This window comes from Gordonia amicalis NBRC 100051 = JCM 11271, from assembly GCF_000332995.1.
GTDB classification, from domain to species: domain Bacteria; phylum Actinomycetota; class Actinomycetes; order Mycobacteriales; family Mycobacteriaceae; genus Gordonia; species Gordonia amicalis.
Window position 1 is genome coordinate 1 of sequence record NZ_BANS01000028.1, and the last position, 22,385, is coordinate 22,385.

General features: G+C 69.3%; 24 protein-coding genes. 13 read left to right on the top strand and 11 right to left on the bottom strand.

Annotation, left to right across the window (positions count from 1 at the left end):
- Positions 1-16: 16 nt before the first annotated feature.
- The 3 genes from GOAMI_RS14135 to GOAMI_RS14145 are packed head-to-tail and all read right to left on the bottom strand — an operon-like array spanning position 17 to position 2,592.
- A complete protein-coding gene (locus tag GOAMI_RS14135) occupies positions 17-712 on the bottom strand; it encodes a Maf family protein (protein WP_006437221.1) in 696 nt (231 codons plus the stop codon).
- 3 nt (positions 713-715) lie between these two features.
- Positions 716-967, bottom strand: coding sequence for an acyl-CoA carboxylase subunit epsilon (locus GOAMI_RS14140; protein WP_006437222.1), 252 nt, complete (start codon positions 965-967; stop codon positions 716-718).
- A complete protein-coding gene (locus GOAMI_RS14145) occupies positions 964-2,592 on the bottom strand; it encodes an acyl-CoA carboxylase subunit beta (protein ID WP_006437223.1) in 1,629 nt (542 codons plus the stop codon). The genes GOAMI_RS14140 and GOAMI_RS14145 overlap by 4 nt, the downstream gene beginning before the upstream one ends.
- A gap of 120 nt (positions 2,593-2,712) precedes the next feature.
- Here GOAMI_RS14145 and GOAMI_RS14150 point away from each other — a divergent pair, with 120 nt between their 5' ends.
- A complete protein-coding gene (locus GOAMI_RS14150) occupies positions 2,713-3,504 on the top strand; it encodes a biotin--[acetyl-CoA-carboxylase] ligase (protein ID WP_040004861.1) in 792 nt (263 codons plus the stop codon).
- 12 nt (positions 3,505-3,516) lie between these two features.
- Here GOAMI_RS14150 and GOAMI_RS14155 read toward each other — a convergent pair whose 3' ends face one another.
- On the bottom strand, positions 3,517-4,140 hold the full coding sequence (locus GOAMI_RS14155; protein WP_006437225.1) for a hypothetical protein: 624 nt from the start codon (positions 4,138-4,140) through the stop codon (positions 3,517-3,519).
- A 100-nt stretch (positions 4,141-4,240) separates the two neighbouring features.
- Between GOAMI_RS14155 and GOAMI_RS14160 the strand changes: the two genes are divergently transcribed.
- From GOAMI_RS14160 to GOAMI_RS14170, 3 genes are read left to right on the top strand one after another with little or no spacing between them, the layout of a single operon-like run.
- Positions 4,241-4,828: a PH domain-containing protein gene (locus GOAMI_RS14160; RefSeq protein ID WP_040004852.1), complete on the top strand. Its 588-nt coding sequence runs from the start codon at positions 4,241-4,243 to the stop codon at positions 4,826-4,828.
- The gene (locus tag GOAMI_RS14165) at positions 4,825-5,505 is read left to right on the top strand and encodes a response regulator transcription factor (protein WP_006437227.1); all 681 of its coding nucleotides are present in this window, start codon (positions 4,825-4,827) and stop codon (positions 5,503-5,505) included. Before GOAMI_RS14160 ends, GOAMI_RS14165 begins: the two co-directional genes overlap by 4 nt.
- 39 nt (positions 5,506-5,544) lie before the next feature.
- Entirely contained in the window at positions 5,545-6,915 is a 1,371-nt protein-coding gene (locus tag GOAMI_RS14170) for a sensor histidine kinase (RefSeq protein ID WP_006437228.1), read from the top strand.
- Here GOAMI_RS14170 and GOAMI_RS14175 read toward each other — a convergent pair.
- Entirely contained in the window at positions 6,887-7,447 is a 561-nt protein-coding gene (locus GOAMI_RS14175) for a GtrA family protein (RefSeq protein ID WP_006437229.1), read from the bottom strand. The genes GOAMI_RS14170 and GOAMI_RS14175 overlap by 29 nt on opposite strands.
- Positions 7,448-7,576: 129 nt before the next feature.
- Between GOAMI_RS14175 and GOAMI_RS14180 the strand changes: the two genes are divergently transcribed.
- A complete protein-coding gene (locus GOAMI_RS14180) occupies positions 7,577-8,836 on the top strand; it encodes a 5-(carboxyamino)imidazole ribonucleotide synthase (RefSeq protein WP_174324738.1) in 1,260 nt (419 codons plus the stop codon).
- Positions 8,833-9,345, top strand: coding sequence for a 5-(carboxyamino)imidazole ribonucleotide mutase (purE, locus tag GOAMI_RS14185; RefSeq protein WP_006437231.1), 513 nt, complete (start codon positions 8,833-8,835; stop codon positions 9,343-9,345). The genes GOAMI_RS14180 and purE overlap by 4 nt, the downstream gene beginning before the upstream one ends.
- Here purE and GOAMI_RS14190 read toward each other — a convergent pair.
- From GOAMI_RS14190 to GOAMI_RS14205, 4 genes are all read right to left on the bottom strand, one after another.
- Complete coding sequence (locus GOAMI_RS14190) at positions 9,342-10,196, bottom strand: dienelactone hydrolase family protein (RefSeq protein ID WP_006437232.1); 855 nt, start codon at positions 10,194-10,196, stop codon at positions 9,342-9,344. The two genes, purE and GOAMI_RS14190, sit on opposite strands and share 4 nt — an antisense overlap.
- 6 nt (positions 10,197-10,202) lie before the next feature.
- On the bottom strand, positions 10,203-10,577 hold the full coding sequence (locus tag GOAMI_RS14195) for a nitroreductase family deazaflavin-dependent oxidoreductase (RefSeq protein WP_040004854.1): 375 nt from the start codon (positions 10,575-10,577) through the stop codon (positions 10,203-10,205).
- A gap of 77 nt (positions 10,578-10,654) precedes the next feature.
- Positions 10,655-11,404 (bottom strand): TIGR03089 family protein, encoded by a 750-nt coding sequence (locus GOAMI_RS14200; protein ID WP_006437234.1) that lies wholly within the window; start codon positions 11,402-11,404, stop codon positions 10,655-10,657.
- Positions 11,392-13,194: an LCP family protein gene (locus tag GOAMI_RS14205; protein WP_255219196.1), complete on the bottom strand. Its 1,803-nt coding sequence runs from the start codon at positions 13,192-13,194 to the stop codon at positions 11,392-11,394. Before GOAMI_RS14205 ends, GOAMI_RS14200 begins: the two co-directional genes overlap by 13 nt.
- A 565-nt stretch (positions 13,195-13,759) precedes the next feature.
- Between GOAMI_RS14205 and rfbD the strand changes: the two genes are divergently transcribed.
- From rfbD to manB, 3 genes are read left to right on the top strand one after another with little or no spacing between them, the layout of a single operon-like run.
- The gene (rfbD, locus tag GOAMI_RS14210; protein WP_040004855.1) at positions 13,760-14,710 is read left to right on the top strand and encodes a dTDP-4-dehydrorhamnose reductase; all 951 of its coding nucleotides are present in this window, start codon (positions 13,760-13,762) and stop codon (positions 14,708-14,710) included.
- 4 nt (positions 14,711-14,714) lie between these two features.
- A complete protein-coding gene (locus GOAMI_RS14215; RefSeq protein ID WP_006437237.1) occupies positions 14,715-15,611 on the top strand; it encodes a glycosyltransferase family 2 protein in 897 nt (298 codons plus the stop codon).
- 44 nt (positions 15,612-15,655) lie between these two features.
- A complete protein-coding gene (gene manB, locus GOAMI_RS14220; RefSeq protein WP_006437238.1) occupies positions 15,656-16,789 on the top strand; it encodes a mannose-1-phosphate guanylyltransferase in 1,134 nt (377 codons plus the stop codon).
- Between the two features lie 114 nt (positions 16,790-16,903).
- Here the strand turns inward: manB and GOAMI_RS14225 are convergent, their stop codons facing one another.
- Entirely contained in the window at positions 16,904-17,551 is a 648-nt protein-coding gene (locus GOAMI_RS14225; protein WP_006437239.1) for an O-methyltransferase, read from the bottom strand.
- A gap of 289 nt (positions 17,552-17,840) precedes the next feature.
- Between GOAMI_RS14225 and sigE the strand changes: the two genes are divergently transcribed.
- The 4 genes from sigE (at position 17,841) to tatB (ending at position 21,202) form a co-directional block, all read left to right on the top strand.
- A complete protein-coding gene (gene sigE / locus GOAMI_RS14230; protein ID WP_006437240.1) occupies positions 17,841-18,461 on the top strand; it encodes an RNA polymerase sigma factor SigE in 621 nt (206 codons plus the stop codon).
- A 203-nt stretch (positions 18,462-18,664) separates the two neighbouring features.
- Entirely contained in the window at positions 18,665-19,186 is a 522-nt protein-coding gene (locus GOAMI_RS14235) for a hypothetical protein (RefSeq protein WP_006437241.1), read from the top strand.
- Complete coding sequence (locus tag GOAMI_RS14240; RefSeq protein WP_040004856.1) at positions 19,183-20,721, top strand: S1C family serine protease; 1,539 nt, start codon at positions 19,183-19,185, stop codon at positions 20,719-20,721. Before GOAMI_RS14235 ends, GOAMI_RS14240 begins: the two co-directional genes overlap by 4 nt.
- 16 nt (positions 20,722-20,737) lie before the next feature.
- Positions 20,738-21,202, top strand: a complete 465-nt coding sequence (gene tatB / locus GOAMI_RS14245) for a Sec-independent protein translocase protein TatB (protein WP_006437243.1) — start codon at positions 20,738-20,740, stop codon at positions 21,200-21,202.
- 10 nt (positions 21,203-21,212) lie between these two features.
- Here tatB and GOAMI_RS14250 read toward each other — a convergent pair whose 3' ends face one another.
- Positions 21,213-22,358, bottom strand: coding sequence for an Mrp/NBP35 family ATP-binding protein (locus tag GOAMI_RS14250; protein ID WP_006437244.1), 1,146 nt, complete (start codon positions 22,356-22,358; stop codon positions 21,213-21,215).
- Between the last annotated feature and the right edge of the window lie 27 nt (positions 22,359-22,385).

Below are 22,385 nucleotides of genomic sequence, written 5' to 3' on the forward strand. Positions count from 1 at the left end.
GGGAGCGGGGTGGGGCTCAGTGCCGCCAGAAGTCGGTGACCGACAACCCGACCTCGGTCAGGAGCCGTTGGACGAGCGGCAGACCGATCCCGATGACCGACGACGGATCGCCCTCGATGCGTTCGACCAGCCAGCCGCCGAGTCCGTCGAGGGTGAACGCACCCGCGACCTGTAGCGGTTCGCCGCTGTCCACATAGCGAGCGACCACGTCGTCGTCGGCATCGGTGAAATGGATTGTCGTGGAACTGGTCCCGGTCGCGCTGGTCGAGCCGCCATCGGGATCGAGCCGGATCAGGTGGTGGCCGGTGAGCAGGTCGGCGTTGCGGCCGCGCATCTCGGCCCACTGCGCGAGTGCACGTTCGGGCGTGTGCGGCTTGCCGAGCAGGCGGTCGTCGAGATGCAGCATCGAGTCACAGCCGATCACCACGACCGTCTCGCCGTTCTCGGCCGCACCGGCGATCTCCGGCAGCGCGGCGACGGCCTCGGCCTTCGCCCGTGCCAACTCGGCGACGACGGCGTCGGCGGGAGTGGCCGGCGGCAACTGTTCGAGCAGCGCGTCCTCGTCCACGTCGGAAACGCGCACCACCGGTTCGACACCGGCGGCGCGCAGGACCCGCAGGCGGGCCGGGGAGGCGGACCCGAGCACGAAGACCGGGCCGGCGGTGGCCGGCCCGGTCTCGTGCGTGTTCGACCCGATCTGGGAATCAGGCACTGGTCAGTAGCGCAGATTGGTGAAGCTCGACGGTGCGCCCCACTGGGGACGGAGTCGATCGACCGGGCGACCCCAGTCGTTGCGGATCTCCGGCTCCGGCTCACCACCGCCGGCACCCGCGCCGGCCAGGACGCTCACCAGCACGGCGAGGTCCTCATCGGTCGGGTTGCCGTTGACGACGGTCAGGAACGGCTTCTCGGCTGCCTTCTCGGTGCTCTCGTTCACGGATGCCTCGCTCGCTGGGCTCTCACTCACAGGGGGATGTTCCCGTGCTTCTTCGGCGGCAGGTTGACCATCTTGCGCTCGAGCAGCTTGAGTGCGGTCGCGATCTGTCCGCGGGTGTGGCTCGGCGGGATGACCGCGTCGACGTAACCGCGGGCGGCGGCGACGTACGGGTTGACGAGGGTGTCCTCGTACTCCTGCTGCAGCTCGAGGCGCAGTGCGTCGACGTCCTCGCCCTTCGCAGCGGCCTCTTTGAGCTGATTGCGGTAGACGAATCCGACGGCGCCGGAGGCACCCATGACAGCGATCTGCGCCGTGGGCCATGCGAGGTTCACGTCGGCACCCATGTGCTTGGAGCCCATGACGTCGTATGCGCCGCCGTAGGCCTTACGGGTGATGACGGTGATCTTGCCGACCGTCGCCTCGCCGTAGGCGTAGAGCAGCTTGGCGCCGCGGCGGATGATGCCGCGGTACTCCTGGTCGGTACCGGGCAGGAAGCCGGGGACGTCGACCAGGGTGACGATCGGGATGTTGAAGGCGTCGCAGGTGCGCACGAAACGTGCGGCCTTCTCCGAGGCGTCGATGTCGAGGCAGCCGGCGAACTGGGTGGGCTGGTTGGCGACGATGCCGACACTGCGACCGTCGACGCGGCCGTAACCGACGACGATGTTCTTCGCGTAGTCGGCCTGGATCTCGAGGAACTCGTCGTCGTCGAGGATGCGACGGATGACCTCGTGCATGTCGTACGGCTGGTTCGGCGAATCCGGGATGAGCGTGTCGAGCTCGAGGTCCTCGTCGGTCAGGGTGTCCTCGATGGAGCCGGCGGCCGGCTGCGCGACCGGCAGACGCGGGGCATCGGCACGGTTGTTGCTCGGCAGGTAGCTCAGGAGTTCCTTGACGTACTCGAGCGCGTCCTCTTCGTCGGAGGCGACGTAGTGCGCGGTGCCCGACTTCGCCATGTGGGTACTCGCGCCGCCGAGTTCCTCCTGGGTGACCTCTTCACCGGTGACGGTCTTGATGACGTCCGGGCCGGTGATGAACATCTGGCTGGTCTGGTCGACCATGACCACGAAGTCGGTCAGGGCCGGGGAGTACACGTGGCCGCCGGCGGCTGCACCCATGATCAGCGAGATCTGGGGGATGACACCCGAGGCGCGGACGTTGCGGTGGAAGATCTCGCCGTACAGGCCGAGCGAGACCACGCCCTCCTGGATACGCGCGCCGGCGCCGTCGTTGATGCCGATCAGCGGGCGGCCGGTCTTGATGGCCAGATCCATGACCTTGACGATCTTCTCGCCATAGACCTCACCGAGGCTGCCGCCGAAGACGGTGGAGTCCTGCGAGAAGATGCAGACCTCGCGGCCGTCGATCGTGCCGTAGCCGGTGACCACACCGTCTCCGACCGGTCGACGCTCGGCGAGGCCGAAGTTCGTGCTGCGATGCTTCGCCAGCGCGTCGAGTTCGACGAACGAGCCCTCGTCGAGCAGATGGGTGATCCGCTCACGGGCGGTCAGTTTGCCCTTTGCATGGGTCTTCTCGACGGCGGCCTCGCCCACGGGGTGCTTCGCCTCTTCGAGACGATTGCGCAGATCGGCGAGCTTCCCCGCGGTCGTGTGGATGTCGGGAGCGGCGGCATCGTCGCGTGAAGCTGTGGTCATGACTGTCGATGCTAACTACCCGGGTGTGAGCCACGTCAACCGGATCAACGTGAGATATCCCTCAGGTTCCCGAGCGATCGGTCGGTGGTTGTTCATTTGTTAGGTTCTTCAGACATGTCCATGTCCCTCGACGCCGACCTGCTCCGGACCCGACTCGCCGACACGCGCTGGCACCGGATCGAGGTGGTCGATTCCACCGGGTCGACCAACGCCGATCTGGTGACCCGCGCGGCGACCGAACCGGTCGACGGCACGGTGCGCCTGACCACCGACCAGACCGCAGGTCGGGGTCGGCACGCGAGGACCTGGACCGCGCCGCGCGGGACGCAGCTGGCGATGTCAGCGGCGGTCGACGTCGGCGAGCACACCGAACACCTCGGCTGGTTGTCGTTGCTGGCCGGGCTCGCCGCGGTGCAGGGAATCGGTGAGGCGATCGGCGTGCGGCCGGGTCTCAAGTGGCCCAACGACGTGCTGATCGACGGGCGCAAGGCCGCCGGAATCCTCTCGGAGTACACGCGTTCACCCCACACCCGGCACGGGGACGGCGGGGTGGCCGTGATCGGCACCGGCCTCAACACGACGATGTCCGAGGACCAGCTCCCGGTCCCGACCGCCACCTCGCTGCAGCTGGCGACCGGTGAGGACGTCCCGCTCACCGAGCTGGCGGCGTCATACCTGCGGGCACTGTCGGATCTGCTCGACCGGTGGCCGAACGACGTCGACGGACTCGCGGCGCGCTACCGGGAGGACAGTGACACCATCGGGCGCCGCGTACGCCTGGTGCTGCCCGGCGACGAGGAGGTCGTCGGGACCGCAACCGGCGTCGACGCGTCCGGGCGGATCGTCGTCGACGCCGACGGTCGTCAGGTGATCGCGGCCGCCGGGGACGTCACGCACCTGCGGCCGGTCTAGAAGACGTGCGGGTCAGCGCTGCAGGCTCTTGATGCCCATCGCCGGGATGATCGTCAACGGCGGCAGACCGATGACGAAATGCAGGATCGCGGTCTCGATGCCGACCGAGGTCTGCTGGTAGGTGAGGATCGGGATCAGCACCGCGGCGATCAGGAGCAGCCCGACGATCCACCGATAGAACTGGTTGGGCGCCGGCGTGATGAGCTGCAGCACATACCAGAGCGCGCCGGCGGCGAGCGCGCACAGGAATCCCACGACACCGAACCAGATCTCGCTGGCCGCCACCGGGTTCCAGACACCGAGCTTGCCGGACTCGTTCACCTTCTCGACGAACGCCGCGATGATCCAGGCGACCAGCCACGCAGCGAGGCCGGTGACCACACCGGTCATCACCACGCCACCGGCGAAGGTGACCGGGTTGACGTCGGGTGCGCGTCGCGGCGCCCGGTCCGGCAGCGGCTGCTCGGCGTACCCGCCCGGTGCGGCGGGGCCGTCGGCCGGGTACGGATCCCGGTACGGCTCGGCATACGGATCCTGCCGGCTGTAGGCCCGCGAGTCGGGGTTGTACCCGGACTCGTAGCGGGCGGTCCGTGGGTCGGGATCGCGGTGCGGGCCCCGCGGGTCCTGGTAGGTCATGACAATTCTCCTCGCCGACCGCCCCAACGTGCCCGGCAGTCGATCGGTACTGGTGTCTCGCAGTCTACTCAGCGTGGCCCCGGGCAGGGCCGTCCCGATTATGCTGAGCCGCATGGCTTACCCGCGGGAGAACCTGGCGCCCGGTGAACGTGTCGTTCTCCACCGGCACCCTCATTGGAAGTGTCTGCTCGGTCCGTTCCTGTTGTTCGGGATCATCACCGCGGCCGCGGGTGTCCTCGCGGGCGTGATCGCCGGATCGTCGCTGGGCTCGACCCCGCGGACGGTGCTGCTGATCGTCGTCGGCGTGGTGTGGGCACTCGGCCTCGTCTGGTATTTCGTCCGGCCGTTGCTGTCCTGGAAGACGACGCACTTCGTCCTGACCGACCGCCGGGTGATGTTCCGCAACGGAATCCTCACCCGGTCGGGTATCGACATCCCGATCCGGCGGATCAACACCGTCGAGTTCCGGCACGGCGTCATCGACCGGATGCTCCGGACCGGCACGCTGGTCATCGAGTCGGCCTCCGACGAACCGCTGTCCTTCGACGACATCCCGCAGGTGGAGAAGGTCCATTCGCTGCTCTACCACGAAGTGCTCGAGATGTACGGCGACGACGCGGAAGACGACCACGGCGTCCCGGACGGCCCCGCCGACCGTCCCGAGAGCAGAGGGGCGCGGGAACGTTGACCAACGTGCTGCTCGCCGAGGACGACACCGCGATCGCCGAACCGCTCGCGCGGGCCCTCTCCCGCGAGGGATACGGGTGCGATGTCGTGAGCACCGGTGCCGACGCGCTCGAGAAGGCCCTCGACAGCCGCTACGAGCTGCTCATCCTCGACCTCGGACTCCCGGTCCTCGACGGCCTCGAGGTGTGCCGGCGGGTGCGCGCCCAGCGTCCCGCGCTCGCGGTCCTCATGCTCACCGCACGCACCGACGAGGTCGACTTCGTGGTCGGCCTGGACGCCGGTGCAGACGACTACGTGGGCAAACCGTTCCGCCTCGCCGAGCTCCTCGCCCGCGTGCGGGCATTGCTCCGCCGGCGTCAGCCCGACGACGGCGAGCCCGTACTCGAGGGCGGCGCGATCCGACTCGACGCGCGGGCACGGCGAGTACTGGTGGACGGACAGGACCTCACCCTGGCCAACCGCGAGTTCGACCTCCTGCGATTCCTCATGGAGCGTGCGGGGGAGGTCGTGACCCGCGAGGAGATCCTCACCGAGGTCTGGGGGTCGGCAGATCTGCGGTCGTCGAAGACCCTCGACATGCACATCTCGTGGCTTCGCCGGAAGATCGGCGACGACCGCCACAACCGCCCGCGGCACATCGTGACGGTGCGCGGCGTCGGTTTCCGGTTCGACCCCTAGGAAGTGCCCATGCGACCGGCATCGATGCGACCGGCTTCCATGCGCCGGCGCCTGCTCACCACGATGACTGCCGTCCTGATCGCGGTGGGTGCGCTGCTGGGCATCCCGTTGAGCGTCGTGGCCTGGTGGTGGGTGGCCGACAACGCGCATCAGGCTCTCGACAACCGGCTCAAGATCATCGCCGACCAGCTCATCCGGCAGGAGGGAGCCGACGGTCGCATCCCGTCCGAGGCGGTCAACCGGCAGTCCTTCGAGCTGCTGCTGCCACCCGACGGCCAGCTGACCATTACCTATCCGGATCTCGGGGGAGTCGATCGGCGGATGGTCGTCGGAGCCGACATCGATGGGCCCCGACTCTCGGAATCCATCGGCCTGGGCACCGCCGGCACACTGACCCTGTCCATCCCGCGCAACGAGGTCCGGGACGACCAGATGACCGCGGCCGGCGTCGTCCTGCTCGTGGTCGTGGCTTCGGTGATCGGCGGCTCGGTGGTGGCGGCGGTGTCGGCGGGCCGGATCGTCGACCCCCTGACCGATCTGGCCGACCGCGCGGCGACTCTCGGCCGTGCCGACTTCCGTACCGAATGGAAGATGTACGGCATCGCCGAACTCGACCGGGTGTCGCGGGCGCTCGCCGACGCCAACACCGCGCAGGCCCTGAGGCTCGAACGCGAACGCGAGATCGCCGGCGATGCGTCGCATCAGCTCCGCAGCCGGCTGACCGCCATCCAGTTGCGGCTCGACGAGCTGGCGCTGCACGACGATCCGGCGGTCGTCAGCGAAGCCGAGGCGGCACTCGACCAGGTGGAGCGACTGGCGACCGATCTCGACGAACTGGTGGAGGCCTCGCGTGCCGACGAACCAGAACCACATTTCATCGACGTCGGCGACATGCTCGCCACACTCGTCGAGGACTTCCGCCACGCCTTCGAGGCGCAGGGTCGACAGCTGACCGCGGTGGTCGCGGGTGCACCGCAGGCGCTCACCTCGCAGTCCGGACGCCTGCGGGAGGCGGTCAGCGTGCTGGTCGACAACGCGCTACAGCACGGTCGCGGGACGTGCCGGATCGAGGTGAGCACACTGCAGGCCGGCGAACTGGTCCGCATCACGGTCGCCGACGAGGGCGACGGCGTCGCCGACGAGATCTCCGCGCACATCTTCCGCCGCGGTTTCTCGGCCGGGAAGCGGCCCGGTGCCGGTCGCAGCGGCGTCGGACTGTCGCTGGCACGGGCGCTGATCGAGGCCGACGGCGGGCGCCTGGAACTCACGGTCCGACGGCCCCCGGTGTTCGCCATCGTCGTCCCGGCCCGATATGCGAGCGGATACGGCGAGGAACCGAACGAGCAGGACGACCAGGGTCCCGGCGGCACGGACACCGACGTCAGGCGTGACCGAGTTCCTCATCGTTGAGCTCGGCGAGCGAGGGATGCAGGTCGGTGGACCCGGCGTCGCCACCGCGGAGGAGTTCCTCGGGGAACGCGAATCTGCGCAGCGCCCAGAAGCGGAAGGCCATCTGCATCAGGTTGCCGATGATGTAGCCGAGGACGAAGTCGACGACGACGACCTCGGACACACTCAGGTTGGACCGCATGTCGAAGACGTTGTTGCCGATGAACAGCGGTGCGGCCTGCAGGATGACGCCGATCCCGCTGATCATGAAGAACAGCAGTGCCTCGTGGTGGCGTTCACGGCCGCCGCGGTTCTTGAAGGCCCACTCGCGGTTGAGGATGTAGCTGAGGATCGTCGCCAGCACCCCGGCGATGATCTTGGCGATCACCGGCTTCGGCTCGAGGATTGTGAGGCTGAGGCTGTAGAAGATCGCGAGATCGAAGATGAAGGTGGTGCCGCCGACCATGGCGAACTTGATGAGTTCGTGGTGCCGCATCACGAGCCGTCGGACCGGCGCTGGGAGGCGAGCGATCAGCTCGTCGATCAATGGCACAAGATCCGAGTGTACGAAACAACAGCGCCGGGGAAGTTCTCCGGGCGGTTGTGCGGATGACAGAGCGGACGTGCCACGATGGTTCGCGTGAATCCACGCGAGGCGGATGGAGCGCCAGTGAACGGGCCGATGACCTCGAATTCCGCGCCACCCACCCCGGAGGCGGCGCGTAGCGCCGGCGCGGCGTCGGGTATGCCGAAGGTCACGATGATCGGCGGCGGACAGCTCGCGCGGATGACGCATCAGGCCGCGATCACACTCGGACAGTGTCTGCGCGTGCTGGCCGCGTCGGATTCGGACCCGGCCGCGCAGGTGAGTGCCGACATCGTCCTCGGCTCACACGACGAACTCGACGACCTGCGCCGCGCCGCCGCCGGTGCCGCCGCACTGACCTTCGACCACGAAGGTGTGCCGCTGCAACACCTCCGGGCACTCGAAGCCGAAGGAGTGGCGGTCCTCCCGCCGTCGAAGGCGCTGCACTTCGCCCAGGACAAGCTGGCGATGCGGGTTCGCCTGGCCGAGCTGGGTCTGCCGGTCCCGGAGTTCGCCGATCTCGCCGGCGACCGGACGGCCGCCCGCGCGCGTCTCGCCGAGTTCGGCGCGGCCAACGACTGGGAGATCGTCATCAAGGCGGTCCGAGGCGGATACGACGGTCGCGGGGTCTGGCTCGTCGACGGCGCCGACGAGGCCCTCGCGGTCTTCGACGAGTACCCGTCCGACGCGCCGGCGCTGCTGGCCGAACAGAAGGTGCCGATGCGGCGCGAACTGTCGGCCATGATCGCCCGGTCCCCGTTCGGGCAGGGTGCGGCGTGGCCGGTGGTGGAGACCATCCAGCGTCACGGCCAGTGCGCCGTCGTGCTCGCGCCCGCACCGGGTCTCTCCGACGACGTCGCGAAGCAGGCGCAGCAGATGGCGTTGCGTCTCGCCGGCGAACTCGGCGTGGTCGGTGTGATGGCGATGGAACTCTTCGAGACCGTCGACGGCGAACTCGTCGTCAACGAACTCGCGATGCGTCCGCACAACAGCGGGCACTGGACGATGGACGGCGCGGTCACCTCGCAGTTCGAGCAGCATCTGCGCGCCGTTCTCGACTACCCGCTGGGCAACACCGCGCCGACCGCGCCGCTGACCGTGATGGCCAACATCCTGGGCGCGCCGAGCGCACCGGAGATGTCCATGGACGAGCGCCTGCACCACCTGATGGCGCGGATGCCCGAGGCCAAGGTGCACCTCTACGGCAAGGGTGAGCGGCGCGACCGAAAGATCGGCCACGTGAACATCGTCGGCCGCCCGGGTGAATCGATGGAATCGGTGCGCGAGCGCGCCGAGCGTGCCGCGCAGTGGATGTCGCACGCGACGTGGACCGACGGATGGGATGTGCATTCATGACCGAGAACAGGGGCCCTCGTGTCGGCCTGATCATGGGCAGCGACTCCGACTGGCCGACGATGAAGGCGGCCGCGGAGGCACTCGCCGAGTTCGACGTGCCATTCCAGGTGGGTGTCGTCTCGGCACACCGCACACCGCAGCGGATGCTCGACTACGCGGCCGGTGCCGCCGCCAACGGCATCGAGGTCATCATCGCGGGAGCCGGTGGGGCAGCGCACCTTCCGGGCATGGTCGCCTCGGCGACGCCGTTGCCGGTGATCGGTGTGCCGGTGCCGCTGCGACACCTCGACGGCCTCGACTCGTTGCTGTCCATCGTGCAGATGCCCGCCGGTGTGCCCGTCGCGACGGTGTCGGTCGGCGGCGCCCGCAACGCCGGACTGCTCGCCGTGCGCATCCTCGCTTCCTCCGACCCCGTCCTGCAGGAACGGATGGTGTCGTTCCAGAAGGGCCTCGAGCAGATGGTCCTCGACAAGGATGCCGCGCTCCAGCAGGAACTGCTCGGCGACTAGCCCTCTGCCGCAGGCGATCCCGGGGTGGCGGGCGACAAGCCGAGTTTGTCGGTGAAGAAGTCCAGCACCCGGTCGAAGGCTTCTCTCGTGGGTTGTCCGGGTTCGTCGTAGAGGTCCTCGGTCAGCACCGAATGCGGCCGGGGGAACATCGAATCCGGGTTCGCGGCGTCGTCGGGGAGTTCGATCCCGATGAACGAGTCGCCGAGAACTTCCTGGAGATAGGCGAATCGCGAACGTGGCGAGAGCTGATCACCGGCGAAACGCAGACCCATCACCTCCAGCCCGCGGGCGCATCGTGCCTGCACTTTCGCGAGATCGGCGTCGCCGACGTCGATCGCGCGTGCGCGTCCGGGGAGGACCGCGAACGGCAGCGACGGCTGCGAGAGCACCGGGGCCAGCATGCGTTCGTCGGTGGCCATCGCGAGCGCGAAGCCGCCGGTGAAACACATTCCGACCGCACCCACCCCGGGACCGCCGCAGCGGTCGTGCTCGCGGGCGGCGAGCTCGCGCAGCCACGCCGTGACCGGTGAGGTCTTTCCCGTTGCGAGAATGGTGAATTCGCGGGTGATGCAGGTCTTGGCGATGGTACCCAGCATCGACCGCATCGAGCCGACCCGGCCGAGGTTGTCCGGCCGAGGATCGCGCCCGTCGACGCCGAACAGCGACGGCATGACGGCGGTGGCCCCCAGATCGGCGATGCGCCGCGCGACGTCGGCGACCTTCGGACTGATCCCCGGCATCTCGGCGATCACGATGACCGCGGGACCCGTGCCCTTGCGGTAGACGCGGCGGGTGTCGCCGCGCAGGGTCACGTCCTCGGCGGTGAAATCGTCGAGCGGGTCGTCGGCCACCGGGGTTTAGGCCTTGTGCAGGGTGCCGAGGAGAGCCGACTCGAAGAGCCGGGCGGGGATCTTCGCGCCGGAGGCGATGTCGGGGGAGTCCGACGGGACGATGCGCGGACCGGTGACCTGATAACGCTCGTCCTTGCGGATGATGGCGAAGGAACCGGCCGCCTGGACGTTGCGCACCCAGTCGGTGTGCCGGCCGTAGGTGAGGATGATCGTGAGTTTGTCACGATCGACCCAGGCCAGCACCGGATTCGAGTTGGTCTTTCCGGACTTGCGGCCGACGTGCTCGACCATCGCGAAGGGCGGCAGGTGGGGTGCCCACTGCCGCTGGATCGGATTGGTGACGATCTTGTTGAAACGGGCCAGTGCGTTGGGCAGTCGCATGTCCCCACTGTGCCGCATCAACTGCGATCCCGCAGGGTCTTGTGCACTGCGATTCCCTGGCCGTGCGGCAATTGCGGCTATTCGGAGGGTGTTCCGAGCACGACTCCGGCCTTCTCGACATCCGCGATCGCGGTTACCCGCTCGGCGGAGGCGTTCGCGACGTGCACCAGACTGCCACCGGCAACTAGAGGTGCGAGCAGGTGTGCGAGCACGCTGGGCGCGGTGTGCCAGGGACGCGTCGACACCACGCGGGTGCCGGCGGCGATGCCGTCGCGTTCGGCGACGGTCCGGGCCTCGGTGACCACCTCGGCCGTCGGCATGCCGTCGAGGGCCTCGACGGCCGGGGACCGCGAGACGAACTGGTCGCCGTGCACCCGCACGACGCTCCCGTAGTCGCCGACCCCGGGCGGGAGATCACGCAGTGGCAGGGCGAACGGATCGAGTGAGGCCACCACGACCTCGTCGGCGTCGGGATGGTCGTCGAGCCGGTCGCGCGAGGTGAAGACCACCCGTGGCTCCGAAGCTGCCTCCGCGGCATCGGCGTCCGCGAGGTGGACGTCGGCGCCGGCCCACAGTGCGCCGATCACGATCCCGGCGGTCTGCCAGTGCTCGGGGAGGTCCACCACCACGACATCCCCGGCGCCCACCCCGATCTCGTCGACGAGATAGTTGGCGGTCTTGGCCGCCCAGTTGCCGAGGGTGGCCGCCGACAGATCGGTGCGCTCGCCGGTCGCCTCGTCGTAGTACGTCAGCCGTGGACGCGAATGATCGGCCACCGCACCGAAGATCGCGTCGGCGACGGTGTTCGGACTGCTCAGTTCACGCACATCGGCCCCTTGTTCGCGGCGGTGATCGGCGGGCGCTTGTTGCCGACACGCTCACTGGCCGGGGTGTTGTCGGTCTGGTCGCCGGTGTCGCCGAGCCCGCCCGGTCCGGCGTAGGTGTTGGTGAGGACCACCTTGAGCTGGTCGTCCGCGAGGTTCGGGTCCTCGACGACCTTCACGCCGCCGAGGTCCTTGGCGAGCAGCCGCGCGGCGTCGCCATTCTCCTTCGCGTAGATCACCGAGTCCTTGGTGTCGGCCTTGCCGCTGGAGGTCTCACCGGACTGATAGCCCTTGTTGGTCAGGATGTTCGCCACGTTCGAACCCAGTCCGTCGATGGTGCCCGCGTTGACGACGTCGACCTTGAAATCGCCGCGCTGGGCGTCGGCCCCGGCCTGCTTCGGGGTGAGGAGGTCGCTGGTGTACGTCTTCACCGCCTGCGGATCCACCTGGACGACGCTCTGCAGACCGTCCTCGCTCCAACCCTGTTCGGTGACGATCGGGATGGTGGAGAACTTCACGCGGCCGCCGCTGAGGTCCTTGAGTTGCTCCGCGAAGTTGATGATGTTCCAACCGTCGTCGATGACGATCGACCGCGCCACCGCGTTCTGCATCTCCGAGAGCTTTCCCGGATCGGTGAGAGTGCCTGCGGACAACACCTTCTGGGTCAGTGACGCCATGAACGCCTGCTGACGTGTGATGCGGTCGAGGTCGCCGCGCGGGAGTCCGTGACGCTGGCGCACGAAGCTCAGTGCCCTGGGCCCGTCGAGGGTCTGGACACCCTTGCGGAAACGCGCGCCGCTGAACGGATCCCGGACCGGGGCGTTGAGGCAGACGTCGATGCCGCCGACCGCATTGGTCAGCAGGACGAAGCCGAGCAGGCCGACCTCCGCATAGTGGTCGACCTGGACGCCGGTGAGGTTGGCGACGGTGTCCACCAACGCCTTCCGGCCGGCCAGCGTGCCTTCCTTCTCCGCCTTCTCGGGCGACTGCCCGGCTTCCACGGCGCGGGCGCGCACGCCTTCGCGGGTGGTGCCGTAGGCCGCGTTGATCTTGCTCATGCCGATACCCGGTACGTCGACGTACGAGTCACGTGGGATCGAGATCGCGGTGGCCGACGAACCGTCCTCGGGGATGCGCACCAGCAGGATGGTGTCGGTGTTGGTGGCGACCTCCTCGCCCGAACGCAGGAGCTTGACCTCCTCCGGCGAGAGCGGGTTGCCCTTCGCGTCGGTACGGGAGTCGGTGCCCACCAACAGGATGTCGACGGCGCCGTCCTTCGCACCACCCAGACCGAGTCCGCCGAGCTGCGTGATGCGAGTCTCCAGGTCGGACATCGTGTTCCATGCGTAACCGGTGCACAGCAGCACGGCGACCGATGCGATCGCGATCAACGCGCGACCCCATCCGGCGCCCGACGCCCATCCGGCGTGAGGGCGAGTGACGGTGCCGGGCGGAGCGGTCGGCGGAGCGGTCGGTGTGGTGGACTCTGCAGTGGCCGAGAGCTTTTCGGTCACCGCGGCAGCACTTCGGGCTGTTCCTGCCGAAGCGTGCTTCCCGGGTGCGGCCTTCTTCGGTGGGGTTCTCCTCGGTGCGGCCTTCTTCGGTGCGGCCTTCTTCGCGGGAGCCTTCTCGGCGTCGGGTCGAGGGACGCGCTTGCGGGCGGAATCCGGTGACGCGGAACGCTTACGTTCGGCGGGTGCCGACCGCGTGTGGATCTCGCCGGACGAGCGTCGGCCGAGAGGCTCGTCGCCACGCCGCGGCCGGCGGGGAGACGCCGGTTCCTGCGGGGGCACACGCCTGCGGGGGTCGCGCGGCTCCGCGGGGCGTCGACGAGGCCTGCCTTCGGCATCCCGGGCGGGGATCCGTTCGGGCGGCGGCTGGCGCCGTGCGTGTTGTGCGGACTCGGCTCGCGACTGCGTCGTGGGAGCACCACGCACCACCCGGCGTCGGGGAGCGCCGGGCTCGGGGTCGGCGGGACGCGGGCGGGCGCCCTGAGGCGGCCACCCCGGTTCACCAGTGCGTTCGCCGCGCACCGGCCGTCGGCTGTGATCGGCATCCGGAGTGCGCCGGCTGCCCGGCTCCGGCGGTACCGCACGCCTGGGGCGCGGCCGCCCACGTGCGCCGTCGGATGGTGAATCCACTGGTCCGCGGTCCCTTTCGTGGTCGTCGTGCTGCTCGACGGTGGCGTCCGGTCGGTCCGCGCCATGGGATTGTCGGTGCAGGAGTGAAAGCTGATGTTGCTGTCGCCAGGCTACTGAAGTGATTCGGGAATTCGAGAACGCAACGCCGAGAAGTCGAGTAGCGGTCGTCACGTGTTGATGGACGGCCGAGTCGTGGCACGCCGGGGTCTGCGGCACGATGGTGGCCATGCGTGTCACGCCCAGCACCCCCACCGTGTACATCGTCGGCGCCGGCGGGCAGCTCGGCACCGCACTCCAGGAGAGGACTGCCCAGGCACCCGACTCCGTGGTGTGGCGTCCGCTGACCTCCGCCGACATCGACATCACCGACGAGACATCGGTCGCGGCCGCGCTGGGCGACCTCGGCGCCGGCGACGTCGTGGTCAACTGTGCCGCCTACACCGACGTCGACGGTGCCGAGTCTGATCCGGAGGGTGCGCGCCGGGTCAACGTCACCGGTCCGGCACTGCTCGCCGCCCAGACCGCCGCCGCGGGGGCGTGGTTGATCCATGTCTCCACCGACTACGTCTTTCCCGGTACCCCGCTCGACGGCCCGGGCTCAGCGGGCGACCGTCCCGACGGCTACGAACCCGATGACGTGAGCGGCGAACCGGCAACCGTCTACGGGGCAACCAAACTCGCCGGTGAACGCGCCGCACTCGACGCGGACCCGCGTGCCACCGTCGTGCGCACCGCGTGGGTCTACACCGGCGGACCCGAGAGCCGCGACTTCGTCGGGACGATGCGTCGTCTCGAGCAGACACGCGACACCGTGTCGGTCGTCGACGACCAGCTCGGTTCGCCCACCTACTGCATCGACCTCGCCGACGGGCTGTGGGAGCTGGTGGCCGCCGGGCCCCGCCCCGAGGTCACCGGAACCGTCCTGCACGCCACCAACGCGGGCCGCGCGACGTGGTTCGAGGTGGCGGCGGCCGTCTTCGAGGAGGTCGGCGCCGAACGTTCACGCGTGCTGCCCACCACCACGGCGGAGTTCCGGCGCCCGGCACCGCGTCCGGCGTATTCGGTGCTCTCCGGACGCTCCTGGGCCGCGGCGGGGCTGACGCCGCTACGGGACTGGCGCGCCGCGCTGCACGCGTCGATCGTCGAGCCGGGCGGTTCGTTACCCTGAGCCGGTGCCCGCTCAGCTAGCCGTCGTCACGGTGACCTACTTCTCCGGTGATCACCTCGCGACATTCCTTCGCAGTCTCGACGCCGTGACCGATGTGATGCCGCAGGTCGTCATCGCAGACAACGGCTCCGACGACGGTGCACCCGAACAGGCCGAGAAGGACTACGAGTCGGTGAAACTGGTCCGCACCGGCGGCAACCTCGGCTACGGCCGCGCGATGAACCGCGGGGTCGCCGAGATCGATCCCGACATCGAGTTCGTGCTCATCGCCAACCCGGACGTCGAGTGGAAGCCGGGCTCGATCGACGAACTCCTCGACGCTGCGCGGCGCTGGCCGCGTGCGGGATCGCTGGGACCGCTCATCCGGGAACCCGACGGCACCATCTACCCGTCGGCGCGACGCGTTCCCGACCTCGTCTCCGGCACCGGTCACGCCATCCTCGGCACGGTGTGGAAAAAGAATCCGTGGACCGCGGCCTATCGCGCCGACGACGAGGCGCCGTCGGAACGGGCCGTCGGCTGGCTCTCGGGGTCGTGCCTGCTGGTTCGACGGGAGGCCTTCGACGCCGTCGGCGGCTTCGACCCCCGCTATTTCATGTACATGGAGGACGTCGACCTGGGCGACCGCCTGGGCAAGGCCGGCTGGCAGAACGTCTATGTCCCCTCGGCCGAGATCGTGCACACCAAGGGGCACAGCGCCGGTCGGAACCCCGAGAAGATGCTGCCCGCACACCACGAGAGTGCCTATCGGTTCCAGGCCGACCGCAACCCCGGTGTGTGGCGTGCACCGCTGCGGCTCGCGCTGCGCGTCGGCCTGGCCGCGCGGTCGCGTCTTGCGGTCCGAGCGGCCCGCCGGACCACGTCGACGGAGAACACCTCGACGAGCGAAGACAACGGATGAGTGCTGAAGTGAATACCGGACATCACGAAGAAGGGACCGATCAAGTGGATCAGTACACCGTGCGCGAGTCGGTGGGGCGCGCGTCCGTCGGCGGATCGGCGCCTGTTGCCGAGGGCGTCGAGGCGGTCGTCCTCGTCGGCGGCAAGGGCACCCGGCTCCGTCCGCTCACGCTCTCGGCGCCCAAGCCGATGCTGCCCACCGCGGGCCTGCCCTTCCTCACGCACCTGCTGTCGCGCATCCACGCGGCCGGGATCCGCGACGTCGTCCTCAGTACCTCGTTCAAGGCCGAGGTGTTCAGCGAGTACTACGGCGACGGCTCCAAACTGGGCCTGCGTCTGCGCTACGTCACCGAGGACGAGCCGCTCGGCACCGGCGGCGGCATCCGCAACGTCCTCGACGAGCTGACCGCCGACACCATCGTCGTGTTCAACGGCGACGTGCTCGGCGGCACCGATGTGCGCGACGTCATCGACAGCCATCGCGCGGCCGACGCCGACGTGACCATCCACCTCGTCCGGGTGAGCGATCCGCGCGCGTTCGGCTGCGTGCCGACCGACGGCGACGGCCGCGTCACCGCCTTCCTGGAGAAGACCCAGGACCCGCCGACAGATCAGATCAATGCCGGCACATACGTTTTCAACCGCAAGATCATCGAGTCGATCCCGTATGGCGTGCCCGTCTCGGTGGAGCGCGAGGTCTTCCCGCGCCTGCTCACCGAGGGCAAGCACGTCCACGCCCACGTCGACCACGCCTACTGGCGCGACATGGGCACCCCGGAGGACTTCGTCCGCGGCTCGGCCGACCTGGTGCGCGGCATCGCACCGTCACCGGCGCTCGGTGATCGCCACGGCGAGTCGCTGGTCCACGAGGGTGCCGGCGTCGGCCCGGGTGCCCTGCTGATCGGCGGCACCGTCGTCGGCCGAGGCGCGGAGGTCGGGCCCCGCGCCCGCCTCGACGGTGCGGTGGTCTTCGACGGCGCGGTCATCGAGGCCGGTGCGGTCGTCGAGCGCTCGATCATCGGTTTCGGCGCACGAATCGGTCCGCGGGCACTGATCCGCGACACCGTCATCGGCGACGGCGCGGACATCGGTGCGCGCTGCGAACTCCTGCGCGGCGCACGCGTGTGGCCGGGAATCGAGATCCCCGACAACGGAATCCGCTTCTCGACTGACGTGTGAGGCGCCTCGCGAACTCGGCGCGCGTGTGAGACCCCGCAAACCCACCCTTTTTCGGCAAACCCAGCACCCCCTCAGGGGGCGGATCTGCCGAAAATGGGTGGGTTTGCGTTGTGGTCAGCGGGTCTTGACCGCCGCGAGCACACCGGGCCCGAGCGGGATCACGACCGGCAGGAGGCGCTCGTCGTCGGCGATCAGCAGGGCCGCCTCGCGCGCGGCCGCGGTCGGCGGGTCGGTGCGGGACGGATCGCCCACGGTGCCGTCGGCCGTCGCGTTGTGCACCACGACGACACCGCCGTCGCGCAGCATGCGGACGGCCTCGGTCACGAACCGCGGCAGGTCCAGCAAGGGACCGTCGATGAAGACCAGGTCGTAGGACGTGTCCGAGAGACGCGGCAGCACGTCGGTGGGTGTGCCGTTGATCAGGCGCGTGCGGCCGGGGGAGATGTCGGCCCCGGCGAACGACGCCCGCGCCGCACGATGGTGCTCGGGTTCGGGGTCGATGGTGGTCAGGACCCCGTCGGCGGCCATGCCGTTGAGCAACCACAGACCGCTCACGCCGGTGCCGGTGCCGATCTCGGCCACGGCCTTGGCGTCGGCGGTGCGGGCCAGGAGTGCGAGCAGCGCACCGACCGCTGGGCTCACGGGCGTGGCACCCAGTTCCTCTGCGCGGGCACGGGCGGCGATGACGGCGTCGTCCTCGACGATCGCCGACTCGGCGTAGGCGATCAGATCGGGGCCGGCGGACGGGGTTGACTCGGTCACGCGTCGAGGTTAGACCGCAGGCCCGGTCAACGCGGACATGGCACGCCGACCTGGGCGAATCCCGGGCCGCGGTCGGAGCCCGTCACATCCTCAGGGAACACTCAGGGGACTCATACGGCGACCACACTCCGATACGAGAGGGTGAGTGCGTCCGGTTGACGGTACTGCCCGGCGAGTCGGTGTGAAGCCCCGGCGCGTTGGGAATACCGGACCGGTGCGACGTTGTTCGACACGGTGAGTGCTCTGGGTCACCGGGCTGTGTTCACGAGAGAGGAACCGACCACCCACCATGACCGATTCCCGCGATTCCACCGACGAAGTGCCCGCCGTTCCGGCGGGCACCGCAGGTTTCGACGCCACCGGCGACGAACTGCTGATGCCGTCATGGGATGAACTGGTGCGCGAGCACGCCGACCGCGTCTACCGCCTGGCCTACCGCCTGTCGGGGAATCAGCACGACGCCGAGGATCTCACGCAGGAGACCTTCATCCGGGTGTTCCGATCGCTGTCGAACTACCGCCCCGGCACCTTCGAGGGCTGGTTGCACCGCATCACCACCAACCTGTTCCTCGACATGGTCCGCCGCCGCAGCAAGATCCGCATGGAGGCATTGCCCGAGGAGTACGACCGCGTGCCGGCCGACACCCCCGACCCCCAGCAGATCTTCGACGCCACCAACCTCGACCCGGATCTGCAGCGCGCCCTCGACTCGCTGGCGCCCGACTTCCGCGCCGCCGTCGTCCTGTGTGACATCGAGGGGCTGTCCTACGAGGAGATCGCCGCGACCCTGGGTGTCAAGCTCGGCACCGTCCGCAGTCGCATCCACCGTGGCCGCCAGAGCATCCGCGACGCGCTGGCCGCCCAGGGGCACACCAGCAGCCGTTCGGTCGCGATCGGCGCGCACAGCTGACGATCCCCGGCTCGTCAGGCTCGGGAACCACGAGTCGATGAGCGTCGTTGTCTGACTCGGATAAGCTGAGACGTTGCGTGCGGCCCCGGTCACACCCCGTGCGGCGGCACAGCCCGCCGACGGTGAGTACCGTGGCGAGCAGACTCGGCAGAGGTGATGACAACGGAGTACGGCGGACACGTCGTGGAGAGGGGTGACCGACGATGATGGACGGCGATCGCGGGCGTCCGACCCCGGGCGGCGGTGTCGAGCCCCCGACCCCCAATCTTCGTCGCCGGCGATCCTCCTGGGGTGCCGACTCGTGGACTCCGGCCCCGTCGTCCTTCCTGCCCAACCGCGGCTATCGCGCGCCGGGCACCGCCGGTGGACGCCGTTTCGCCCCGACCGAACATCTCGCCCCCGAGGCGGTCGCCGCTTTCGTCGACGGTGAGCTCGGTATGTCGGCGCATGCTCGCGCCACCCACCATCTGGCGCTCTGCCCGGAGTGTGTGGCGGCGGTCGACGCCCAGTCCCTGGCCCGTACCCGCCTGCGCGAGTCCGGCCAGGTGTCGGTGCCCGCCTCGCTGCTCGGAGCGCTCTCTCAGATCCCGACCCGCGAGATCGACCTCGGCTCGGACACCCCGACCGACGGCATCCCAGGCGCCCGCGAGGCGATGCGCCCGCCCGTGAACCCGCTCATGCGCGACACCGGCCGCGGCCGTAACTTCCGCCGTCGGGGTAGGTGAACGTGACCGACGGAACCGGACCCCAGGGCGAGGACACCTCGACTCCCGGCGGTGACGCGGAGTTCGCGCGTCGCGAAGAACCCCCACACTCGCAACGGCTGACGCCCGGGCGGCCGCGGCACGCCCCCGTATCGCCGGCAACGGCGCAGGTCTTCGGCCGGCCCTCGGGAGTGCGCGGTTCGTTCGCCGCCGATGCCGGCAGCCATTCCGCGCCGCAACCGCACGTCGCCGACCCGGACCCCGTCCTCGCCGAGGCATTCGGGCGTCCGCCCGGCTCTGACGAGACCCTCCAGCGCGATCCGCTCGCCACCTACGGCCAGACCGAGGACGAGCCGCCGCGCAACGACCCCTGGCGTGATCCGGAGAGCCCCGCGCGGCTCGTCGATCCCGCCCTGCCGACCAGCGCCTCGACGCCGGCCACCGACCCCGGCCCGAAACTCGGCGTCCGGGATGTGTTGCTGGGCAACCGCATCAGCTGGAGCGCGCTCGCGGCGCTCGCGATCATCGCGCTGCTCATCGCCGTCGTCGGCGGTCTGATGGGGCGGTGGACCGCCGAGGTCGCGGCGCCGCTGACCACCGATTCCGTGGAGCTGTCCACCGACGACCCCGGAAACGGTTCGGAGCCGCGTTCGCCGATCGCCGAGGTGGCGCGTTCCGTCGAGAAATCCGTGGTCGCCATCGACGTCCGGGCGTCGGGGGCCTATTCGACCGGTTCGGGCTTCGTCATCGACAAGGCGGGGTACATCCTCACCAACAACCACGTGATCTCGATGGCCGCGAACGACAAGAGCGCCAAGCTCGAGGTCGTCTTCTTCGACCGTCAGCGTGTCCCGGCACGCATCGTCGGACGTGACCCCAAGACCGACCTCGCGGTGCTCAAGGTCGAGAACGTGAGGAATCCCACCGTGTCGGTCCTCGGTAGTTCCGCGGACCTGCAGATCGGCGAGGAGGTCGTCGCCTTCGGATCGCCGCTCGGGCTCAACCGGACGGTGACGAGCGGCATCGTCAGTGCCACGAACCGCGCGGTGGCGCTCACGCCCGACGCCGAATCCGACACCGACGCGGTCATCGACGCGATCCAGACGGACGCGGCGATCAACCCCGGCAACTCCGGCGGTCCGCTGGTGAACGGCGACGCCAAGGTCGTCGGCATCAACACCGCGGGACGGCTCGGTGCCGGCGGCGGCTCGATCGGGCTCGGATTCGCCATCCCGATCGACGAGGCCAAGCCCATCGCCGAAGCCCTCATCCGCGACGGCAAGGTCAACCACCCGCAGATCGGCATCAACGCGAGCTCGGTCCGCAACGAGCGCGTCCTGGGCGCCCAGGTGCGCAATGTGGTGTCCGGCGGACCGGCCGAACGCGCCGGGGTTCGCGAGAACGACGTCATCACCTCGTTGAACAACCGGCCCATCGAGAGCGCCGACGAGTTGAATGTCGCGGTCCGGACCGCGAAGATCGGTGAAGAGATCCCGTTCCAGTACTGGCGGGACGGGCGTACGTTCAACGGCACCATCACGCCGGCGAGCGACTGACACCGGGACGAGGCAGATGTTCAGCAGTATCGGATGGGGCGAGATCGCGATCCTGGTCGTGGCCGCCCTGGTCATCCTCGGGCCCGAACGACTCCCGGGCGCGGTGTCCTGGTCGATGCAGTCGCTCCGCAAGGTCCGCGACTATGCGACCGGTGCGACCAACCAGCTCAAGGACGAACTCGGTCCGGAGTTCGAGGATCTGCGCAAACCTCTCGCGGACCTGAACGAGCTGCGGGGGATGACGCCGCGTTCGATCGTCACCAAGCATCTTCTCGACGGCGACGACTCGCTGTTCCGCCTGGGGGAGGACGCCACCACCGTCGATCGCAGCACCACCCCGGCGCCACCGATCAAGCCGGTGTCGGCGCCGATGTCGCTCGACAAGAACACCGACACCCCGGCACAGCCGTCGCCCGACAGTGCACCGGCAGAGCGTCGTACAGGTGGCCGTCCCGCCGTCACCGACTGGGACGCGACCTGATCGGAACTCCTCAGGAGTGGCGGACGGTGTCGAGCCCGAGGCTCATCCCGGCCAGTCCGCGCTTGCGGACGGCGAGCTTCGCGGCGATCGACCGCAGCGCTGAGCCGGCGGGGGAGTCGGGGGCCGACAAGACCACCGGAACACCCGCGTCGCCGCCCTCGCGCAGTGCGGTCTCCAACGGGACCTGACCCAAGAGCTCCACGGGTGCGCCCACCGCACGGGTGAGGCGTTCGGCGACCTGCTCGCCACCACCCGAGCCGAACGGCTCCATGCGGGTGCCGTCGGGGAGCTCGAGCCAGGACATGTTCTCCACGACGCCCAGGATCTTCTGGCGGGTCTGGAGCGCGATCGCACCGGCGCGCTCGGCGACCTCGGCGGCGGCCTGCTGCGGTGTGGTGACCACGAGGATCTCCGCACCCGGGATCAGCTGCGCGATGGAGATCGCGACATCGCCGGTGCCCGGGGGCAGGTCGAGGAGCAGGACGTCGAGGTCGCCCCAGTAGACGTCGGCGAGGAACTGCTGCAACGCGCGGTGCAGCATGGGTCCGCGCCAGGTGACCGGGGTGTTGCCTTCGGTGAACTGGCCGATCGAGATGAATCGCACGTTGTGGCTGATCGGCGGCATGATCATCCGCTCCACCTGGGTGGGCTTGGCGTCACTGCCGAGCATCCGGGGGACGGAATGGCCGTAGATGTCGGCGTCGAGGACACCCACGCTGAGTCCGCGCTCGGCCAGTGCGGCCGCGAGGTTGACCGTGACGCTGGACTTTCCGACGCCACCCTTACCGGATGCGACGGCGTAGACGCGGGTCAGGGACCCGGGCTGGGCGAAGGGGATGACCGGCTCGGCCTTGTCCCCGCGCAGCTTCTTGCGCAACTCGGTGCGCTGCTCGTCGTCCATCACGTCGAGTTCGACGCGCACCGCACCGACTCCGGCGACATCGGCGACGGCGGTCTCCACCCGCTGGACGATCTCGGTGCGCAGGGGACACCCCGACGTCGTCAGATACACCGCGACGTCGACGCTGGCATCGTCGTTGACGGTGACCGACTTGACCATCCCGATGTCGGTGATGGGCTTGCCGATCTCCGGATCCTTGACCTTGCCCAGGGCGGCGCGAACTGCCGATTCCGTGGGCGCGACTCCTGTTGTCATCTGGTCCAGCCTACCGGCGCCGCCGAC